Origin of the sequence: Aliirhizobium wenxiniae, assembly GCF_014201355.1 — a bacterium.
Lineage (GTDB): Bacteria > Pseudomonadota > Alphaproteobacteria > Rhizobiales > Rhizobiaceae > Neorhizobium > Neorhizobium wenxiniae.
In genome coordinates this window covers 1,586,930-1,606,217 of the sequence record NZ_JACHEG010000001.1, presented here as the reverse complement: position 1 = coordinate 1,606,217, position 19,288 = coordinate 1,586,930, and the positions used below count along the sequence as shown (strand labels likewise).

Annotated in this window: 15 protein-coding genes; 12 read left to right on the top strand and 3 right to left on the bottom strand. The window is 60.7% G+C overall.

Annotated features, from left to right (window positions below):
• The first annotated feature begins 73 nt into the window (after positions 1-73).
• The 8 genes from HNQ72_RS07750 (at position 74) to HNQ72_RS07715 (ending at position 10,647) form a co-directional block, all read left to right on the top strand.
• On the top strand, positions 74-1,027 hold the full coding sequence (locus HNQ72_RS07750) for a helix-turn-helix domain-containing protein (RefSeq protein WP_183991069.1): 954 nt from the start codon (positions 74-76) through the stop codon (positions 1,025-1,027).
• 175 nt (positions 1,028-1,202) lie between these two features.
• The gene (adh, locus tag HNQ72_RS07745; RefSeq protein WP_183991067.1) at positions 1,203-2,711 is read left to right on the top strand and encodes an aldehyde dehydrogenase; all 1,509 of its coding nucleotides are present in this window, start codon (positions 1,203-1,205) and stop codon (positions 2,709-2,711) included.
• Between the two features lie 120 nt (positions 2,712-2,831).
• The gene (locus tag HNQ72_RS07740) at positions 2,832-3,161 is read left to right on the top strand and encodes a hypothetical protein (RefSeq protein ID WP_183991065.1); all 330 of its coding nucleotides are present in this window, start codon (positions 2,832-2,834) and stop codon (positions 3,159-3,161) included.
• Between the two features lie 29 nt (positions 3,162-3,190).
• Positions 3,191-3,571, top strand: coding sequence for a DUF779 domain-containing protein (locus HNQ72_RS07735; protein WP_183991064.1), 381 nt, complete (start codon positions 3,191-3,193; stop codon positions 3,569-3,571).
• Between the two features lie 84 nt (positions 3,572-3,655).
• Positions 3,656-5,950, top strand: coding sequence for an FdhF/YdeP family oxidoreductase (locus tag HNQ72_RS07730; protein ID WP_183991062.1), 2,295 nt, complete (start codon positions 3,656-3,658; stop codon positions 5,948-5,950).
• Positions 5,947-6,222, top strand: a complete 276-nt coding sequence (locus HNQ72_RS07725; protein WP_183991060.1) for a hypothetical protein — start codon at positions 5,947-5,949, stop codon at positions 6,220-6,222. The genes HNQ72_RS07730 and HNQ72_RS07725 overlap by 4 nt, the downstream gene beginning before the upstream one ends.
• A 408-nt stretch (positions 6,223-6,630) precedes the next feature.
• The gene (locus HNQ72_RS07720; protein ID WP_183991058.1) at positions 6,631-9,060 is read left to right on the top strand and encodes a glucose/quinate/shikimate family membrane-bound PQQ-dependent dehydrogenase; all 2,430 of its coding nucleotides are present in this window, start codon (positions 6,631-6,633) and stop codon (positions 9,058-9,060) included.
• Positions 9,061-9,255: 195 nt separating this feature from the next.
• Entirely contained in the window at positions 9,256-10,647 is a 1,392-nt protein-coding gene (locus HNQ72_RS07715) for an FAD/NAD(P)-binding protein (protein ID WP_183991056.1), read from the top strand.
• 158 nt (positions 10,648-10,805) lie between these two features.
• Here HNQ72_RS07715 and HNQ72_RS07710 read toward each other — a convergent pair whose 3' ends face one another.
• Together HNQ72_RS07710 and HNQ72_RS07705 are read right to left on the bottom strand one after the other, a co-directional pair.
• Positions 10,806-13,367, bottom strand: coding sequence for a GcvT family protein (locus HNQ72_RS07710; protein WP_183991054.1), 2,562 nt, complete (start codon positions 13,365-13,367; stop codon positions 10,806-10,808).
• A gap of 113 nt (positions 13,368-13,480) precedes the next feature.
• Positions 13,481-14,281 (bottom strand): potassium channel family protein, encoded by an 801-nt coding sequence (locus HNQ72_RS07705; RefSeq protein WP_183991052.1) that lies wholly within the window; start codon positions 14,279-14,281, stop codon positions 13,481-13,483.
• Between the two features lie 180 nt (positions 14,282-14,461).
• Here HNQ72_RS07705 and HNQ72_RS07700 point away from each other — a divergent pair, with 180 nt between their 5' ends.
• Positions 14,462-15,853 carry an ethanolamine ammonia-lyase subunit EutB gene (locus HNQ72_RS07700; protein ID WP_183991050.1) on the top strand — a complete coding sequence of 464 codons (1,392 nt, stop codon included), beginning with the start codon at positions 14,462-14,464 and terminating at the stop codon, positions 15,851-15,853.
• A gap of 1 nt (position 15,854) precedes the next feature.
• The gene (gene eutC / locus HNQ72_RS07695) at positions 15,855-16,628 is read left to right on the top strand and encodes an ethanolamine ammonia-lyase subunit EutC (RefSeq protein ID WP_183991048.1); all 774 of its coding nucleotides are present in this window, start codon (positions 15,855-15,857) and stop codon (positions 16,626-16,628) included.
• A gap of 9 nt (positions 16,629-16,637) precedes the next feature.
• Here eutC and HNQ72_RS07690 read toward each other — a convergent pair whose 3' ends face one another.
• Complete coding sequence (locus tag HNQ72_RS07690; protein ID WP_183991046.1) at positions 16,638-18,173, bottom strand: sensor histidine kinase; 1,536 nt, start codon at positions 18,171-18,173, stop codon at positions 16,638-16,640.
• A gap of 344 nt (positions 18,174-18,517) precedes the next feature.
• Here HNQ72_RS07690 and HNQ72_RS07685 point away from each other — a divergent pair, with 344 nt between their 5' ends.
• Both HNQ72_RS07685 and HNQ72_RS07680 read left to right on the top strand, forming a co-directional pair.
• Entirely contained in the window at positions 18,518-18,703 is a 186-nt protein-coding gene (locus HNQ72_RS07685) for a hypothetical protein (protein ID WP_183991044.1), read from the top strand.
• Between the two features lie 26 nt (positions 18,704-18,729).
• Complete coding sequence (locus HNQ72_RS07680) at positions 18,730-19,248, top strand: Dps family protein (RefSeq protein ID WP_183991042.1); 519 nt, start codon at positions 18,730-18,732, stop codon at positions 19,246-19,248.
• Positions 19,249-19,288 lie beyond the last annotated feature (40 nt).

The window sequence follows — 19,288 nt, the reverse complement described above, 5'->3', positions numbered from 1 at the left end:
GCGTCTGCTTGACGATTGCAAAGCACCGGCTTTTTAGCGAAACTTGATGCAAGAATTGGCCCGGGAGGAGCCCATGCATCCCGTTTCCCTGCATGCGGACGAGGTCTACGCCTCGGCCCAGTCCGCTGCCGCAAGCTCACCTGTCGTTGCTTCGTGGCGGCGCTGCATGGTTATGCACCATCTTGCGCCCGAGCAGGAACGCGCACCCGAACGCCTTACAGAGAGCGAATTCCGCCAGACGCGGCAGGCTTCGGAGCGTCTGATCGTCGAGGCGCGCGAGGAAATGGACAAGCTGTTTTCGACCGTCGGCAGGTCGGGCTGCTGTCTGTTGCTGACCGACCGAAACGGTGTCGCGCTGGAACGGCGCGGCACGGCGGGGGATGACCGGGACTTCCACGATCTCGGCCTTTGGACGGCGGCGATCTGGACCGAGGCGAGTATCGGAACCAACGGTATCGGTACGGCACTGGCGGACGAACGAGCGGTTTCGATCTTTCGCGACCAGCATTTCTTTTCGTCCAATACGGGATTGAGCTGCACTACCGCACCTATCCGCGATCATCGCGGTGAAGTGGCGGCGGCGCTCGATATTTCCACATGTCGGGACGACGTCAATGAAATGATGCTCTCGATTCTTTCCCAAACGGTGCGCGATGCGGCGCTCAGGATTGAACTTAACCTGTTCCGATCCGCCTTTCCTGGCGCCCGTTTCCTGATGGTGCCGCAGGCCGCACATGCGGCGGCGGCACTTCTTGCGGTCGATCGCAACGATCTGGTCATCGGCGCGACGCGTGCGGCGCGCTTGGCTCTTGCGCTGGACGACAGCCGTATCGCCGCCGGCATCCCGGCTGCGGATGCTCTCGATGAGAACCGGGCAGGCGATCGCCAGGATCTGGTCGAAGCGGAACGGGCGGCGTTGATGCGCGCCCTGTCGCGCGCCAACGGCAATGTCTCGCAGGCGGCTATTGCGCTCGGCATGAGCCGGGCAACGCTTCACCGCAAGATGAACCGTTTCGGTCTCCACTGAGGTAAATCGAATTCTGTTGCGGTGCCGCATGGTTTGCGGCGTTCCACTGTCGCAAGGGTGCGACAGTGTGCGCCGCCATATGGTCGCAGCCTGCTTTTCGTCAAGACTGGGACGACGCAGATTTCCTTCCAGCCCGGTCCCGAACCGGGAAGCCAGCTCATCATGGGAGGATGACATGCTGCACCAGAAAATCGTCGAATCGCCGTTCAAGCTGAAATACGGCAACTATATCGGCGGCGAGTGGAGGGAGCCGATCGGCGGCAAGTATTTCGACAACATCACGCCGGTCACCGGCGGCAAGTTGTGTGAAATTCCGCGTTCGGACGAGAAGGACATCAACGCCGCGCTCGATGCCGCGCATGCCGCAAAGGACAAGTGGGGCCGCACTGCACCGGCCGAGCGTTCCAACATCCTGATGAAGATCGCCCAGCGGATGGAGGACAAGCTGGAAGTGCTGGCCCAGGCCGAAACCTGGGACAACGGCAAGCCGATCCGCGAAACCATGGCGGCCGACATTCCGCTCGCCATCGACCATTTCCGCTATTTCGCTTCCTGCATTCGCGCGCAGGAAGGTTCGATCGGCCAGATCGACAACGATACCGTCGCCTATCATTTCCATGAGCCGCTCGGCGTCGTCGGCCAGATCATTCCGTGGAATTTTCCGATCCTGATGGCCGCCTGGAAGCTGGCGCCTGCGCTTGCCGCCGGCAATTGCGTCGTCATCAAGCCGGCCGAACAGACGCCGGCCTCGCTGCTGGTCTGGGCGGAAATCATCGGCGATCTCCTGCCTCCGGGCGTGCTCAACATCGTCAACGGTTTTGGCCTCGAAGCCGGCAAGCCGCTGGCATCGAGCCCGCGCATCGCCAAGATCGCCTTTACCGGCGAGACGACGACAGGCCGGCTTATCATGCAATATGCCAGCCAGAACCTCATTCCGGTGACGCTGGAACTCGGCGGCAAGTCGCCGAACATCTTCTTCGCCGATGTGGCGAACGAAGACGACGACTTCCTCGACAAGGCGCTGGAAGGGTTCGCGATGTTCGCGCTCAACCAGGGTGAGGTCTGCACATGCCCGAGCCGCGCGCTGGTCCATGAGAGCATCTACGACCGCTTCATGGAACGAGCCGTCAAGCGGGTGGAAGCGATCGTGCAGGGTAACCCGCTCGACAGCGCCACGATGATAGGTGCGCAGGCATCCAGCGAGCAGATGGAGAAGATCCTCTCCTATCTCGATATCGGCAAGCAGGAAGGTGCCGAAGTGTTGACCGGCGGCGATCGCAACGATCTCGGCGGAGAGCTGGCGAACGGCTATTACATCAAGCCGACGATCTTCAAGGGCCACAACAAGATGCGTGTGTTCCAGGAGGAAATCTTCGGACCGGTGGTTTCGGTCACCACGTTCAAGGATGAGGACGAGGCGCTCTCGATCGCCAACGACACGCTTTACGGTCTTGGTGCCGGGGTCTGGACGCGTGACGGCAACCGCGCCTATCGCTTCGGCCGCGAGATCCAGGCCGGCCGCGTCTGGACCAATTGCTATCACGCCTATCCGGCTCATGCGGCTTTCGGCGGCTACAAGCAGTCCGGCATCGGTCGCGAGACGCACAAGATGATGCTGGACCACTATCAGCAGACCAAGAACATGCTTGTGAGCTACAGCCCGAAGAAACTCGGCTTCTTCTGATCCAAGCCAGAGCCGGGCAGGAGCTCCTGCCCGGCTCTCGTGCCTATCAACCGGCCTTGAAATTCTCGCGAAAGGATCATTCGATAGGCAGTCAGAATCCGGCAGTCGAGATATTCCGCGATGTCGAATGAAAACGAACCGCTGGTCGAGATGCTTTTCCGCAACGGCACGCTGACCGTTGTCGGGATCATTCTTTCGTTCTCGCTGACATTTCTCAGCCAATGGGCTCAAAATCCGATCCCATGGACCCTTGTCGACCTGCCGACGATGCTTCTGCTCTCCGCCGGGATCATCACGCAGGGGAGTTCTCTCGTGATCTTTCTGCGGCACGATTCACTGCAGCGGCGGGTATATGACAAGGCAAGCAAAGTGTTTCTCTGCGGCCTGGCGATGACTGTCTCGGGTGTTTTCATGGCGATCGTGATAGACTTCATTCAGCTCATCACCTGAGCATCAAAAGCTCTTTGGGAGGAGAGACCATGAATACCCATGTCAACGGGGAGCCGCGCGTCACCGCCACCGATGCGGCGCTCGATCTCATCACCGAGATAAGACAGGACTACCCGGAAATTCTTTTCCACCAGTCCGGCGGCTGCTGCGACGGGTCATCGCCGATGTGTTACCCGGCGGATGATTTCATTATCGGTGACCATGACGTGAAGCTGGGTGAGATCGGCGGCGTGCCGGTCTATATCAGCGGCAGCCAGTTCGAGGCGTGGAAACACACGCAGTTAATCATTGATGTCGTGCCGGGCAGGGGCGGTATGTTTTCGCTCGATAACGGCAGGGAAAAGCGGTTTCTCAGCCGCTCGCGCATTTTCGGTGGTGGAGAGGCCTGTACCATTCCACGGGTGCGGTGACGAGGAGAGTTGATAGGCTTTGTCTATCGAGTCATACGAACAGTCGGCTTGAAGTGCTTTTGACGATCGTCAATAGCACCTGTCATGACTGGATCGTTTATTGGTAAGAAGTCCTCGGCCGCTGGCGGTTGGGGTGCGTTGAAGAGCTGCGGCAAACGGCTGCTTGAAAGTGGATCACCGCTCACTGGTGCCCGCACCATGTTGAAGGCAAACCAGCCGGATGGCTTCGATTGTCCGGGTTGCGCCTGGGGTGATCCCGAACATGGATCGTCCTTTGAGTTCTGTGAAAACGGGGTGAAAGCCGTTTCCTGGGAGGCGACGGAAAAGCGCGCCACACCTGCATTCTTCGCGGCCAATACTGTCTCTGAACTGCGCAAGCTGAGCGACTACGAGCTGGAGCTAAACGGTCGTCTCAGCCATCCCATGCGCTATGACGCGGCGAGCGACCGGTATCTTCCCGTCGCCTGGGAGGATGCCTTTGCCGAAATCGGCGGCATTCTCAAGGGCCTCGACAGTCCTGACCGGGCGGAGTTCTACACGTCCGGTCGCGCCAGCAATGAGGCGGCCTATCTCTACCAGCTGTTCGTGCGCGTCTATGGCACCAACAATTTTCCCGATTGCTCGAACATGTGCCACGAGGCGAGCGGTGTCGCGTTGAAACAGGCGATCGGCGTCGGCAAGGGCACGGTGCTGCTTGAGGATTTCGAAAAGGCGGATGCGATTTTCGTCATCGGCCAGAATCCCGGCACCAATCATCCGCGCATGCTGGGCGACTTGCGCCGTGCCGCCATGCGTGGCGCCGATGTTGTCGTGTTCAATCCGGTTCGCGAAAAGGGGCTGGAGCGTTTTTCAGACCCGCAGGACAAGATCGAGATGCTGCGCGGCGGCTCGACGGAGATCGCCAGCCAGTATTACCAGCCGCGTCTCGGCGGTGACATGGCGGCGGTACGCGGCATGGCCAAGGCCGTGTTTGCGGCAGAGGATGCAGCGATTGCTGCCGGCTTGCCATCCGTTCTCGACCATGAATTCCTCAGCGAGCATTGCGTTGGCCTTACCGATTACAGGTCCGCTGTCGATGCAACGAGCTGGGCCGAAATCGAGGACCAATCGGGCCTGAGCCGTGACGAGATCGAACGGGCTGCCGCCGTTTACATGCGTGCCGAGAAGGTGATCTGCACCTGGGCAATGGGGGTTACGCAGCACCTGCATTCCGTTGCGACGATCCGCGAAATCTCGAATTTCATGTTCCTGCGCGGCAATATCGGCAAGCCGGGTGCGGGCCTGTGCCCTGTGCGTGGCCATTCCAACGTGCAGGGGGACCGCACGGTCGGCATCAACGAAAAACCGCCTGCCGCGTTTCTCGATGCGCTGGAAAAACATTTCGGTTTCCGCGCGCCGCGTGCCGATGGGCATAACGTGCTGGCTGCGATCGGTGCGATGCTGGATGGTTCCGCACAGGCCTTTATCGGGCTTGGCGGCAATTTCGCCCGTGCGACGCCCGATAGCGCGCTGGTCGAGACTGCGATGCGAAGGATGAAGCTCACGGTCAATATCGCCACGAAGCCGAACCATTCGCATCTGATGCCGGGCGAAGTTTCTTACATCCTGCCCTGCCTTGGCCGTACCGAGATGGATCTCAATTCGCTCGGCAATTCGCAGCTCGTCACTGTCGAGGATTCGATGAGCATGGTGCATGGCTCAGCCGGCATCAATCGTCCCGCCTCACCGCATCTTCTGTCCGAAGTCGGCATCATCGCCGGCATTGCCGAAGCGACAGTCGGCACGGATGTCGTGCGATGGGCCGCGCTTGCCGACGATTACGATCTCATCCGCGATCATATCGGAGCAACCATTCCGGGCTTCGAGAATTTCAATGCCCGTGTCCGCAAGCCGCGAGGTTTTCATCTGCGCAATACGGCGTCCCATCGCGAATGGAGCACGCCGGCGGGCAAGGCGTCTTTTTCTGCCGTCGCGCTGCCGCAGGAGACGGTGCACCAGCGTGCCCGCAAGGGCGGCGGGCGTTTCGCCTTGCAGACCTTCCGTTCGCATGACCAGTACAATACCACCGTTTACGGTCTCGATGACCGCTATCGCGGTGTATACGGCGAGCGCCAGGTGATCTTCATTCATCCCGAAGACCTGAAGGATATCGGCGCTGAAGCCGGTGACCGGATGGATGTCGTGACCGACTACGATGACGGGATCTCCCGTGTCGCTCAGGATTTCCGCTTCGTGCCCTACGACATCCCGCGCGGCAGCATTGCCGGTTATTATCCCGAGCTGAACGTGCTCGTGCCGCTGGGCAGTGCCGGAGAGGAAAGCGACACGCCGACCTCTAAGTCGATCATGGTGTCGTTCCGCAGACGCGAGGCGGCGTGAACGAGGATCGCGACCAGCCCGAGCGGTTTCTCTCGCTTGTCACGGAGCTTCAGGCGAAGGATCCGCGGCTGACATCGCTGCAAGCCGCGCTCATCGTTGCCGCCGAAGTGGGGATCGCCCTCGACAGTCGCTCCTTTGCCCGGCTTCTCGGGGTTGCGCATGCGCTGGTGCTGAGAGAACTCAACGCTCTGGTCGCAACAGGCGGGCCGCTCCGTATCGTGAAGAGGGAGGCACGGACCCTGCGCAGCTTCTACGTCATCGAGCGTCCGTAGTGGATACCGGGATGGCCGGATATTTGCAGGCTTCCACTTGTGAGGCTCATCCCCAATCGAGCGCAAAATTCGCCTGATATCAACACGTTGAAGATCGTTCGAAATCGTTGAACAGATTATGTACGGAATAGTACATACATTTTCTTGCCATTTTGCCGCAGGCGGCGTTATACCGCAGATGCGGGCATGCATGCCTGCCGCTGGCGCGCGGGGAGGGCGTGGCAAGTGACCTCGAAGTCCTCGAAAGGGACGCCTCCGACCCGCCGATTGCCTATCACTCGGCTTGACGTTTGCGTTTCTTCGACAGAAGTACGGTGCGTTCTTGATCCTGTTCCCCGCTCCTGACGGCACTGCTGTGGCCTTTGACTGTCGACACTGTCGAATCCACAACTGGAGCTGGAGACACACATGGAAACCTCAAAGGGCGCCCTGTCCGCGATAGCCAAAACCTGGCTTTTCGTGCTCGGTGCCGTTCTGGCCCTTGCGGGCCTGTTTTTTGCCATTGCCGGCGGCAAGCTCGTCATGCTCGGCGGCAGCTGGTATTTTCTGCTTGCCGGCATTGCAATCGTTATCGCCGGTGCGCTCGTCATTCTTCGCAAGCCTGCCGGCGCGCTGCTGTTCGGTCTCGTCACAATTGCCACCGTGCTCTGGGCGCTGTGGGATGCGGGTCTTGATTTCTGGCCGCTGATCTCGCGCCTGCTTGCCTTCGGTGTGGGGGCAACGGTTATCGCACTGAGCTTCCCGCTGCTGCGCAAGGCCGCCGGCAAGACACCGGCCTATCTGCCGTCCTTCGCTGTTGCCGCCATTCTGGCCGTCGCCGCGGTCGCCGGTTTCGCCGGCATGATGGTGCCGCACCCGACCGTCGCTTTCTCCGGCACGCCGGCAGCGCTTACACCGGTCGATCCGGCCAAGGAACAGAAGAACTGGGAAGCCTATGGCAATACGTCTGGCGGCTCGCGCTTTGCCGCGCTCGATCAGATCACCCGCGACAACGTCAAGGACCTGACGGTTGCCTGGACCTACAATACTGGCGACACCCCGATCAGCCCCGGCGGCAACGGCGCGGAAGATCAACTGACGCCGCTGCAGGTCGGCGACCGCGTGTTCCTGTGCACGCCGCATAACAACGTCATCGCCATCGATGCCGATACGGGCAAGGAAATCTGGAAGAACGAGATCAACGCCAAGTCGTCCGTATGGATGCGTTGCCGCGGTCTTGCCTATTTCGATGCGACCCGTCCGCTCGTACAGCCGACGGCTGACGGCTCTACGCCGGTTACTGCCGCGACTGTTGCCGAAGGCGCGCTTTGCCAGCGCCGTATCCTGATGAACACGATCACGGCCGAGCTGATCGCGCTCGATGCCGATACCGGCGCATTCTGCCCGGATTTCGGCACCAACGGCCGCGTCGACCTTAAGGTCGGCCTGGGCGATGCCCCGGATCCGAGCTATGTCCTGACATCTGCGCCGACGCTTGCAGGCACCACCGTCGTGGTTGGCGGTCGTATCGCCGACAACGTTCAGGTGGACATGCCGGGCGGCGTCATGCGCGGTTTCGACGTCATCACCGGCCAGCTGCGCTGGGCTTTCGATCCGGGCAATCCTGCGATTACCGGCCTGCCGCCGGAAGGCCAGACCTATACGCGCTCGACGCCAAACGTCTGGGCTGCGATGTCCTATGACGCTCTTTCCAACACCGTGTTCATGCCGGTCGGCAGCCCGTCGGTGGACCTTTATGGCAAGACCCGCAGCGATCTCGACCACAAGTATGGTGCCTCCATGCTGGCGCTCGACGCCACGACTGGTCGTGAAAAATGGGTCTACCAGACCGTTCATAACGACCTGCAGGATTTCGACGTGCCGATGCAGCCGTCCTTCATCGATTTTTCGAAGGCGGATGGCACGACTGTTCCGGCTCTGGTGTTCGGCACCAAGGCAGGGCAGGTCTACGTGCTCGATCGCGCCACCGGCAAGCCGTTGACGCAGGTGGATGAGGTTCCGGTCAAGCCGGCCAATATTCCGAGCGAAAAATACTCTCCGACCCAGCCGATGTCGGTCGGCATGCCGCAGATCGGCGCCCAGACTCTGACCGAAAGCGACATGTGGGGTGCAACCCCGTTCGACCAGCTCCTATGCCGCATCGCCTTCAAGGGCATGCGTTATGACGGCGTGTTTACCGCGCCGGGCACCGATCTGGCCCTCAACTTCCCGGGTTCGCTCGGGGGCCTGAACTGGGGCGGTATCTCCACCGATCCGACCACCAACACCATCTTCCTCAACGACATGCGCCTGGGTCTCTGGGTGCAGATGACGGAAGCAGCACCGACCAATGCCGTTTCCAACGGCGGCGAAGCGGTCAATACCGGTATGGGCGTGGTGCCGATGAAGGGCACGCCCTATGCGGTGAACAAGAACCGTTTCTTGTCGGCACTTGGCATTCCGTGCCAGGAGCCGCCTTTCGGCTCGCTCACCGCCATCGACATGAAGACGCAGAAGATCAAGTGGCAGGTTCCGCTCGGCACCGTGCAGGATACCGGCCCGTTCGGCATCAAGATGGGCATTCCGATGCCGATCGGTATGCCGACCATCGGCGGTTCGCTTGCCACCCAGGGCGGCCTCGTGTTCTTCGCAGCCACCCAGGACTATTACCTGCGTGCCTTCGACTCGGCCACGGGCAAGGAAATCTGGAAGGCCCGCATGCCGGTTGGCAGCCAGGGTACTCCGATGACCTACAAGTCGCCGAAGACCGGCAAGCAGTATGTCGTCATTTCGGCTGGCGGCGCCCGCCAGTCGCCCGATCGCGGCGACTATGTGATCGCCTACGCTCTGCCGGATTAATTGATCCGAACTGCATCGAAATTGGAGCCGCGGCATGGAAACATGTTGCGGCTTTTTTCGTTTATGCAACCGAGCATCAGCTGTGGCTGACGTAAACGAGGGCTTTACAGACGTTCAATCCCGACTAGGTTGGTAGTGATATCGGACGCCGTGGGGACGGCGACCGGCTTTCCGAAATAGAGCAGGAGTTGGCCCTTGATCTATGACGTCGCTGTTGTCGGTTCCGGTTTTTCAGCCATTGCGCTGACGATCAATCTTCTGCGCCAGCTCGGCCCGGAGCGGTCGATTGCCATTATCGGCGATGATCCGGGTTTTGGTCGTGGTACTGCCTATCGTAGCGAATTCTACCTGCACCGGCTCAATGTACCGGCCGCGCGGATGAGCGCCTTTCCGGATGAACCTGACGATTTCCTCAACTGGCTGAAGGAAAAGGGGCGCAAACCGGTCGGTGATTATTTTGCCGCGCGCGGGGATTACGGGCTTTATCTCAGGGACAGGCTCGCCTCGCTGCTGCGCCGCCGGGATGATCGCGTCGCCGTCGATTTCATCAAGGCGAAGGCGACCGCCTGCATGATGCCCGGTGAGGCGGATGTCGAATTCCATCTCGACAATGACACGGTGCTGCGGGCAAGGCACGTTGCCCTCTGCCTCGGTGTCGGCAACGCGGAAATGCCGATCGCGTCCGATCTCGTTCCGGAAAAGATGCAGCGCCGCATCGTGCAGAACCCATGGCGGCTCGGCTGGCTCTCTTCGGTCAAACCCGATGACGATATCTGCATTCTGGGCTCCGGACTGACGATGGTCGATCAGGTCCTGTCGCTTCGATCCCACGGACATCGCGGCAAGATCCATGTGATCTCGCGCCGTGGGCTCGTTCCGCACCCGCACAGCACGATCAAGCCAGAACCGGTCGAACCCCGGCTGCCTGCGACAAGCCGCGAGATCAGCGAAATCCTCGCCGGCTTTCGGGCGCAGGTGCGCGAAGGAGCTGATTGGCGTGGGCTGATGGACGGCTTGCGGCATCGTACGCAGCATCTCTGGCAGGAACTGAATGATGCGCAACGATCCCGTTTCATGCGGCATGCGCTCGCTTGGTGGAATATCCACCGGCACCGGCTGGCCCCACCGGTCTGGTCGCGCTTCAAGCCGCTGATCGACGCCGGTACGGTGACGGTGCATGCCGGTTTCATTCGCGAGATCAGGGAGAGCGATGGCCGTATCGGCATCCGCTTTCGCAAACGCGGAACATCCGAGATGCATGAGATAGCCGTCGACTGGATCGTCAATTGCACGGGCATGGAACGCGCCGGCATCGCCCATTCGCCGCTGTTGCAGCAGATGCTGGAGACATCCGTGATCGGCATGGACAGGCTGGGTCTTGGCGTCAGCGTCGATGCCCGCTCGCGTATCTGTTGCCCGGATGGAACCGTGCGGCAGAGGCTCTATGCCGTCGGCGCGCTGACCGCGGGGCAATTCTGGGAGATCACCGCCGTGCCGGATATCCGCAACCAGGCGAAGAAGGTTGCGGAGGAGATCGCCGGGGAGTTGGCGGGCGGTGCCGAGGTGGGGCGCCGGCAGAGCGCCTGAGGTTGGCGGGGAGCCGCGCGCCTCTCTCAACCCTCATTCCTGTGCTTGTCACAGGAATCCAGCCAGCCCAAGTCCTTGAGCTGAAAAGACTCCTCTCGCCGCGCAGACGCGCGTCGGCTGGATCCCTGTGATAAGCACAGGGATGAGGGAGCGTCCAATTACGTCCGAGGCTTCAAATTCTCCGGGTCATAAAGCGGTTTGTAACCCACCGCCGCCACCTCGACCGGGAAATCCTCGTTGAAATAGTTCACGGTCAGCTTGCGCCCGACGTGGCAATAATCCCAGGGCAGATAGGCGAGCGCGATGTTCTTGCCGATGGTTGGGCCATAGGCGACCGACGTCGTGTAGGAGATGCGGCCGAGTTCGTCGACCAGCGTCTTGCCCGTCTCCAAATCCATCACCGGCATCGAGCCCACCGGGTAGCGCTTGACGCCGCTCGCATCGGTGTTGTCGGTCATCACCAGCGTGCAGAGCATGGCCGGCTGATTGGCGCGGGCCTTGTATTCCAGGTGCTTGGCCTTGCCGCGGAAATCGGCTTCCTTGACCTTGGGACGTGCGAGATCGGCCTCAATCAGATTGTACTGGGTCAGAAGATCGCCGTTCTGCAGGCGAAGCGATTTTTCCATGCGGCGGGAATTGGCATAGGTCTCGACGCCGAAGGCCATGACGCCGGTTGCGCGCAGGGCGTCCCAGACGGCGAGGCCGTCCTCGTATTTCATATGCAGTTCCCAGCCCTGTTCGCCGACATAGGAAATGCGGAAGGCGGTTACTGGCTTGCCGGCGATCTCGATCGGCTTGATGGCGGCGAAGGCGAAGTTCTCGATGTCGAGACCGGCGGGATCCGCCACCACCTTTTTCAGCGTATCGCGGGCATTCGGCCCCCAGATGCCGATGGTGATGAATTTTTCCGAGACGTCGGTAATGGTGACATCAAGGCCGCGGTCTTCGGCGATGCGCTTCATGTAGTGAAAATCGCGCGGGCCGGCATCGGCGCCGTTGACGAGGCGGCAGCTGTCCTCCATGCGGAACACCGTGAAATCGGCGCGCACCATGCCTTCGTCGTCGAGGAAGTGGGTATAGATACCCTTGCCGATATTGGCGTCACCACCGATCTTTGCGGCGCAGAGCCATTCCAGCAGCTCGACATGGTCCGGGCCTTCGATGTCGACCATATGGAAATGGGAAAGATTGACGATGCCGCAATCCTCGCTCATCGCCAGATGCTCGGCGTTCGACACGCGCCAGAAATGGCGGTTGTCCCATTCGTTCTCGCGTACCGGCACCCGGTTGCCGTATTTCTCCAGAAGATGGTCGTTGGCGGCATAGCCATGGGCCCGTTCCCATCCGCCAAGCTCCATGAAGTAACCGCCGAGTTCCTTCTCGCGCTCGTGGAAAGGAGACTTCTTGGCGCCGCGGCCGGTCGCGTAGGGTTCGCGCGGGTGGACGGCGGGGAAATAGATCTTTTGCGCGGCCTCGCGGGTGCGGCCCTCGATGAAGTCTTCGGTCAGTTGATGCGGGTAGAAGCGGGAATAGTCGATCGAGTTGTGGTCGACCTCAGTGCGGCCATCGGTCATCCAGTCGGCGATCAGCTTGCCGTAGCCGGGGCCGTCCTTGACCCAGATGGCGACGCAGTACCAGAGGCCGCGCACCTTCTGGCTTTCGCCGCAGGACGGGCCGCCGGCGGCGGAAACCTGCAGCAGGCCATTGAAGGAATGGCCTTCATTATAGCCTAGTTCGCCGAGGATCGGCGTCAGTTCCATGGCACGCTCAAGCGGCGTCAGGATCTGTTCCATGTCGAGATCACGCTGCGAGGGCGACAGGCGGGCCTCATGTTTTTCGAGGATGTCGCGCGGATGGCAGAGGCGTGGGTTGTCGGTCTCGTAATAACCCCACTCGATCTGGCCGCCCTCGGTCGTGTTCGGGTCGCCGGTGTCGCGCATATAGGCGGAATTGCCCTGGTCGCGCAGCAGCGGATAACCGATCTCCTTAGCCGTGCCGGCAAACTCGTTGAACGGGCCGAAGAAGGTCAGCGGATGATCGACCGGCATGACCGGCAAATCCTCTCCCACCATTTCGGCGATCAGCCGGCCCCAGATGCCGGCGCAGACGATGACATGATCGGCCATGATCGTGCCGCGATGGGTAACGACGCCCATGATGCGGCCGTTCTCGACGATCAGCGAGGTTGCCGGCGTATTGCCGAACACCTTCAGCTTGCCGGCCTTTTCGGCGGCATCGACCAGCTTGCCGGCAACCGTTTGGCTGCGAGGAATGACGAGGCCAGCATCGGGATCGAACATGCCGCCCTGGACCTGATCCTCCTCGATCAGCGGGAACATTTCCTTGATCTCGGCGGGGGAGACGTAATGGGCGCGGGTGCCGAAAGCCTTGGCGGAGGTCAGCTTGCGCTTGATCTCCTCCATCCAAAGGTCATCGCCGGTGCGGGCCACTTCCAGTCCGCCGATGCGGGCGTAGTGGCCCATCTTCTCGTAGAAATCGATCGAATATTGCGTGGTCCAGACCGAGAGATAGTCGTGGCTGGTCGTGTAGCAGAAATCCGAGGCATGGGCGGTCGAGCCGATATCGGTCGGGATGCCGGACTTGTCGATGCCGACGATGTTGTCCCAGCCGCGTTCCACCAGATGGTGGGCGATCGAAGCGCCGACGATGCCGCCCAGACCGATGATGACCACTTTTGCCTTCGATGGAAATTCTGCCATTGCCGTCTCCTGACTCTGCGGGGGAGATTAGCGACAGTTCGAGGCCCGGCCCAGTCGATATACGACACGGAAGGATGATCATCACGCCATCGGATCAAACCGCGTCAACCCGATCAATCACCTTCATCGGGAATGTTCAGAAGATGGCCGCAGGCCTTGCAATGCACCGCGTCGGTATCGTGCCGCTGCAGCCCGCATTCGGGGCAGGGGAAGCGCACCTTGGGCGGTCGGATGATCGCCTGCGCCAGCCGCACAAACAGCGAAATGCCGATGATCATTGTGAATACGGATGTCAGCTTGCCGAGCGTGCCGGGAAGCGTGATGTCGCCGAAGCCGGTGGTGGTGATGGTTGCGACGGTGAAATAAAGCGCGTCGACGAAACCTTCGCCGCCGGGGCGGTTGTAGAAGAAGCTCGTGTAGACGAAGCCCGTCACCATGAAGAGGAAAACGATGAAATTCAGGCAGGCGCGTGTCACGTCTTCCAGATGCAGGCAGCCGAAGCGTCGCATGACTTCTTTCAGAAGCGGGCTTCTGCCGATCGCCCAGATCCGCATGACGCGCAGAAAGGCGAAGTTGAAGAGCGTGTCGGGAAACAAGAGGGTCGCGAGGATGAAAAGGTCGACCCAGGTCATCGGCATTTTCAGGAAACGGCCGAGAGACGGTGCCGCAAGCGAGCGGGCGGCCAGTTCGGCCCCCACCCAGACGGCGATCATGTAGTCGATGATCAGATAGGACGGCCCGTCGCGTAGATAGGGGCCGAGCAGGAAAAAGGCGAGGATGCAGATATCCACGAAGGCAAGCAGCGCCTGCCACCGCAAGGCCCAGGTATCGCGGCCCCTGGCTATGCGGCGGATGGTTTCCCGCAGTGAAGCGATATCGAAACGGGACGTGTCTGGGGTGCCTTGAGAATCCATGCGGCGTAGATATTGGACCGCGCCCGGAGGTCAAGCACGTCTCCGTTGCGATGGATCAAGTTTGACCTTGAAAAGCGAAGTGTTTGTCGTGCTTAATCGGAGTGGGAGACAGCGCTTTGGGGGAAGCCGTGTTTTCCAGGGAGGCTGACTGCACGCGCTTTTTCAATGGGTTGAACCTTCATGGCCTACAAGACGACGATCGAGCAGACTGTCTTTCGCTTCGATGACCTGAAGACGCTTCTGGCGAAGGCGACGCCGGAACGCTCCGGTGACCAGCTGGCGGGCATTGCCGCTGAAGGTCCGGTCGAGCGACTGGCGGCGCAGATGACGCTGGCCGATCTGCCGTTGAAGGCGTTTCTCGGTGAGGAACTGATCTCGTCTGATGATGACGAGGTTTCCCGGCTGATCGCTGCGCGGCATGAGCCGGCAGCCTTTTCCGCAGTGTCCTCGCTCACCGTCGGCGAGTTTCGCGAGTGGCTGCTCAAACCCGAGACGACCCATGACCGGCTCGAAGCCGTTACCTGGGGCCTGACGCCGGAAATGGTTGCGGCCGTTTCGAAGATCATGCGGCTGCAGGACATGATTGCGGTTTCCGCCAAACGCCGCGTCGTCACCCGTTTCCGCAACACGATCGGGCTTGCGGGGCGGCTTTCCACCCGTAATCAGCCGAACCATCCGACAGACGACAGCCGGGGCATCATCGCGTCGGCCATCGACGGGTTGCTGATGGGATCGGGCGATGCCGTGATCGGCGTCAATCCGGCGACCGATGCGACAGATGACTATATCCGCATCGTCTCGCTGCTCGACGAATTGCGTGAAAAGCTTGCGATCCCGACCCAGACCTGCTGCCTCGGCCATGTGACGACGGCGATCCAGGCGATCGAGAAGGGCGCGCCGGTCGATCTCGTGTTCCAGTCGGTGGCCGGATCGGAAAAGGCCAATCGCGGTTTCGGCGTCGACCTTGCACTGTTGAAAGAAGCGCATGAGGCGGGGCGATCGCTGGGGCGCGGCATGCCGGGTGCGAACGTGATGTATTTCGAGACGGGGCAGGGTGCTGCACTTTCCGCCGATGCGCATTTCGGCGTTGACCAGCAGACGATGGAAGTGCGCGCCTATGCGGTTGCCCGCGAGTTCGATCCGCTGCTTGTCAACACCGTCGTCGGTTTCATCGGCCCGGAATATCTGTTCAACGGCAAGCAGATCATCCGCGCCGGGATCGAGGACCATTTCTGCGGCAAGCTGCTCGGCCTGCCGATGGGCGTCGACGTCTGTTACACCAACCACGCGGATGCCGATCAGGAAGACATGGATACGCTGCTGACTTTGCTCTGCGCGGCCAATGTCAATTTCGTCATCACCGTTCCCGGTGCCGACGACATCATGCTGAACTACCAGTCGCTGTCGCATCACGATGCCGTCTATTGCCGCGAGACGCTGAAACGGCCGCCGGCACCGGAGTTTGAACAATGGCTTTCCGAGATCGGGCTGACGGATCGCGACGGCGCGCTGATCGGAGAGCCGGCCGCCCTCTCCAACTATGTCCGCAGCAGCGCATTGATCGGAGCCTGACATGGCAAAGGTGATCGAACCCTCCGTTGCCGACAAGACGCTGGATCTGAAGGAAATGACTGATGCGCGCGTTTCGCTCGGCCGCCATGGCGCGGGGCTTCCGACACAGGCGCAGCTCTCCTTCCTGCTCGATCATGCGCGGGCGCGCGAAGCGGTTTGGACGAGCGTTGATCGGGCCTCGCTGATCGATCGCCTCAACCGCATCGGCCTTGCGGTGATCGGCGTCGACAGCATGGCTCCTGACCGCAGCATCTATGTCCGGCGGCCGGATCTCGGGCGGCTGCTCGCTCCGGAATCGACCGAACGGCTGAAACAGGCAGGGACGGCCAAGGGCTATGACGTGGCGATCGTGGTGGCCGACGGCCTGTCGTCCAGTGCGGTGGATCTCAATGCCGTGCCGCTGATCGAGGCGCTGGTGCCGAAGCTTGCGGGTTTGAACCTTTCGGCGGCGCCGATCGTGATGGCCAATCAGGCAAGGGTCGCGCTCGGCGATCCCGCCGGCGAAGCGCTCGGCGCAAAACTGACGATCGTGCTTGTCGGGGAACGTCCGGGGCTTTCCGCCGCAGACAGTCTCGGGGCCTATATCACCTATGGTCCGAAGTCGGGGAACCCGGATTCCGGCCGCAACTGCGTCTCCAATATCCGCGATGGCGGTCTGCCGATCCGTGAAGCTGCAGAGGCCATTGCCGCGCTGGTCAGAGACATGATGAAGACCCGCGTCAGCGGCGTGGCGCTGAAAGCGGCCGTAGCAAAGCTGCCGGCTTCGAAGGTCTAGCTGCCGTTATCACGCGGTCAGCGGCACCGCTTCCTCTTCGTCCATGGCGAGCGGCAGCCTGACCTCTACGATCGCGCCTTGTCCGTCTGTCCGGTCTCGGATCGAGATCGTGCCGCTATGCGCCATCATGATCGACCGGCACATGGCAAGGCCGAGCCCCATGCCGTTCGGCTTGGTCGTATTAAATGGCTTGAACAGGGTTTCCGGCGCCGATGATCCAAGGCCTGCGCCGCTATCGGCAAAACGTATGTTGATACCGTCTTCAGCAAGGCGGCTCTGGATCGTGAGTGTGCGAGGGGCTGTCGTTTCCATCGCATGCATGGCGTTGGATATCACGTTCAGGAAAACCTGCTGCAGGAGAACCCGGTCGCCACGAACCGTCCCACCTTGCGCCATCAGCGACAGGTTCACCAGCACGCCATCGGCTGCAAGTTCCTTCTGCTTCAGCTGCACCGCATCGGCGATGGCGGCATCGACCGTGACCTCAGCGTTTTCCGATTTCGACTTGCCAAGCAGCATCCGCACGCGCTTGACCACCTGGGCAGCATGTTCGGTTGCTGCAACGGCATCCTGCAGGGCTAGCTTCGCCTCATCGATATCCGGCGGCTGCCGATTCAGCCAGCGGGTGCCGGCCTGCACGAAGGTCATGATAGCCGAAAGCGGCTGGTTGACCTCATGCGCAATCGAGGCCGAGATTTCACCGATCATCGCGGCGCGGGACGCCTGTTCCAGTTCCTGCCGCGACGTCTCCAGCGCTTCCTGGAACTGGTGCCGCTCGGTCATGTCGACGATGCTGGCCTGTATGCGGTCGAGGCCGGAACCGTCCTTCGGAAAGCTGAGGGCGACAAGGATCGGGATCAGTCTGCCGTCCCGTCTGCGTACGGTGGTTTCCGACTGGAATTCGGTCTGGCCTTCGAAAATGCCCGCGAGAAAATGCGCGAAACCGCCATCGTTGTCGGGAAGAAAATCGTCGAGTGTGCGGAAGAACTCATCCTTGGAGGGAACGTCCATCAGCTTCAGCGCGGTCTGGTTGACGTCGGTGATCCGAACTGCCTTGCGCATTCTGACGACAAAATCGTGATTGTCTGCGAGATACGGTCGTATATCGACGATTCCACGTTGGCGCAGCTTTTCGAGCTCGGCCTTCACCAAGCGGAAATCGTTCTCCCAGATTGCAACGGCCAGCGTTTCGAAAATCGTACGGTAGCGGTGCTCGCTCTCCTTAAGGGCTGCCTCGTCTCCAACGCGGCGCAGAAGGAGAAGCGTCGTCACGATGTTCGCGGCGAGGCTGAAGAGGAGCCGCAATGTCGCTTGGGATTCCAGATTATGCGCATGTGAAGCGGCGAAGCTTATGAGGGTGAGGATTGCGCAGATTGTGGAAGTTCTGCGAATAGCTTTTTTGCTGCCAAGGTCACCTGCCAGCACGATCACAAGCACGTAGAGCACGGCAACCGCACTTGCCAGCGTCGTGAACGTGTCTATGGCGAATATGGCGAGCCCGGAAGCGATACCGAAAGCTACGCGATATCTGTTGCCGGCTGCCATACCTGGCCGGTTCCCGGATTGCCGCATCCAATTCGTCATGTCGCCCTGCAAGCCCAATCCCCTTGATCGACAATTCGTGCCTGATCGTTATTGCCCCATTCTTGCGACAGACTATCGGAGAATTGCATGATATGCTTCTCTGAAATAATCCTGAATTGTCCAAAATTACCCAACCGGCTCGTTTGGGTTGCCGTCGAAATGCAGGCTGCACTGCTCGCGCAGATGGTTTTGTCCAAGTCGCGCGCAGGGCAGGGCGATATTGTCTCACCCGTGGAACACAAACATCGTAACCTCATTTGTCAGAGTGGCGGCGTGGGTGTTCGCAGCAAAATTGGAGGCATGACATGACGAACAAGCGTCAAGACGCGGAAGACGTTCTGCGTGACGGTCTCGAAAGCCTGCCCGAACCGCTCGATCTCGTCATTGCGAGAGCGCCCGCGGCCCATGTCGAGACCGATGAGGATGTCGACGAGGCGTTGCGCGAGACGTTTCCCGCAAGCGATCCGCCGGCGTCGTTCAGAACCGCATAATTCAAATCTCAATGAAGGATATGATCATGGAACAGTCCGTCAAATCTCGCCGCTCGGCAGATCTCAAGACCCCGACAGGTCTTGGCGCCGAGGCAACCAAGGACATTTCCGGCGGTGCCAACGCGCTGCTCGCCGATGTCTTTGCGCTTTACCTCAAGACCAAGAATTTCCATTGGCATATGTCGGGTGTGCATTTCCGCGATTTCCACCTGATGCTGGACGACCATGGCGATGAGTTGCTGGCGATGACCGACCCGCTGGCCGAGCGCGTCCGCAAGATCGGCGGCAACACGCTGCGCTCGATCGGCGACATTTCCCGCAAGCAGCGGATTGAGGATAACGACGCCGATTTCGTCCACCCGCATGAAATGCTGGCGGAACTGCGTGAAGACAATGCGGCTCTCATCGCCAGCATGCGCGAACTGCATGATGTTTGTGACGAACATAACGATGTCGGCACAGCCAGCCTCTTGGAAAACTGGATCGACGAGTCCGAAAAGCGCGCCTGGTTCCTGTTCGAGATACTGCGCGACACCAACAAGTAACATGCCATTCGCCGGCATCCGTATTGCGGATGCCGGCCTT

Excerpts from the sequence above, each read along its gene's own strand:
- HNQ72_RS07690 (WP_183991046.1), bottom strand. The coding sequence starts at position 18,173 with ATGGCAGCCGGCAACAGATATCGCGTAGCTTTCGGTATCGCTTCCGGG.
- HNQ72_RS07730 (WP_183991062.1), top strand. The coding sequence starts at position 3,656 with ATGACTGGATCGTTTATTGGTAAGAAGTCCTCGGCCGCTGGCGGTTGG.
- HNQ72_RS07680 (WP_183991042.1), top strand. The coding sequence starts at position 18,730 with ATGGAACAGTCCGTCAAATCTCGCCGCTCGGCAGATCTCAAGACCCCG.
- HNQ72_RS07720 (WP_183991058.1), top strand. The coding sequence starts at position 6,631 with ATGGAAACCTCAAAGGGCGCCCTGTCCGCGATAGCCAAAACCTGGCTT.
- HNQ72_RS07750 (WP_183991069.1), top strand. The coding sequence starts at position 74 with ATGCATCCCGTTTCCCTGCATGCGGACGAGGTCTACGCCTCGGCCCAG.
- HNQ72_RS07710 (WP_183991054.1), bottom strand. The coding sequence starts at position 13,367 with ATGGCAGAATTTCCATCGAAGGCAAAAGTGGTCATCATCGGTCTGGGC.
- eutC (WP_183991048.1), top strand. The coding sequence starts at position 15,855 with ATGGCAAAGGTGATCGAACCCTCCGTTGCCGACAAGACGCTGGATCTG.
- HNQ72_RS07735 (WP_183991064.1), top strand. The coding sequence starts at position 3,191 with ATGAATACCCATGTCAACGGGGAGCCGCGCGTCACCGCCACCGATGCG.
- HNQ72_RS07740 (WP_183991065.1), top strand. The coding sequence starts at position 2,832 with ATGTCGAATGAAAACGAACCGCTGGTCGAGATGCTTTTCCGCAACGGC.
- HNQ72_RS07705 (WP_183991052.1), bottom strand. The coding sequence starts at position 14,281 with ATGGATTCTCAAGGCACCCCAGACACGTCCCGTTTCGATATCGCTTCA.
- HNQ72_RS07685 (WP_183991044.1), top strand. The coding sequence starts at position 18,518 with ATGACGAACAAGCGTCAAGACGCGGAAGACGTTCTGCGTGACGGTCTC.
- adh (WP_183991067.1), top strand. The coding sequence starts at position 1,203 with ATGCTGCACCAGAAAATCGTCGAATCGCCGTTCAAGCTGAAATACGGC.
- HNQ72_RS07700 (WP_183991050.1), top strand. The coding sequence starts at position 14,462 with ATGGCCTACAAGACGACGATCGAGCAGACTGTCTTTCGCTTCGATGAC.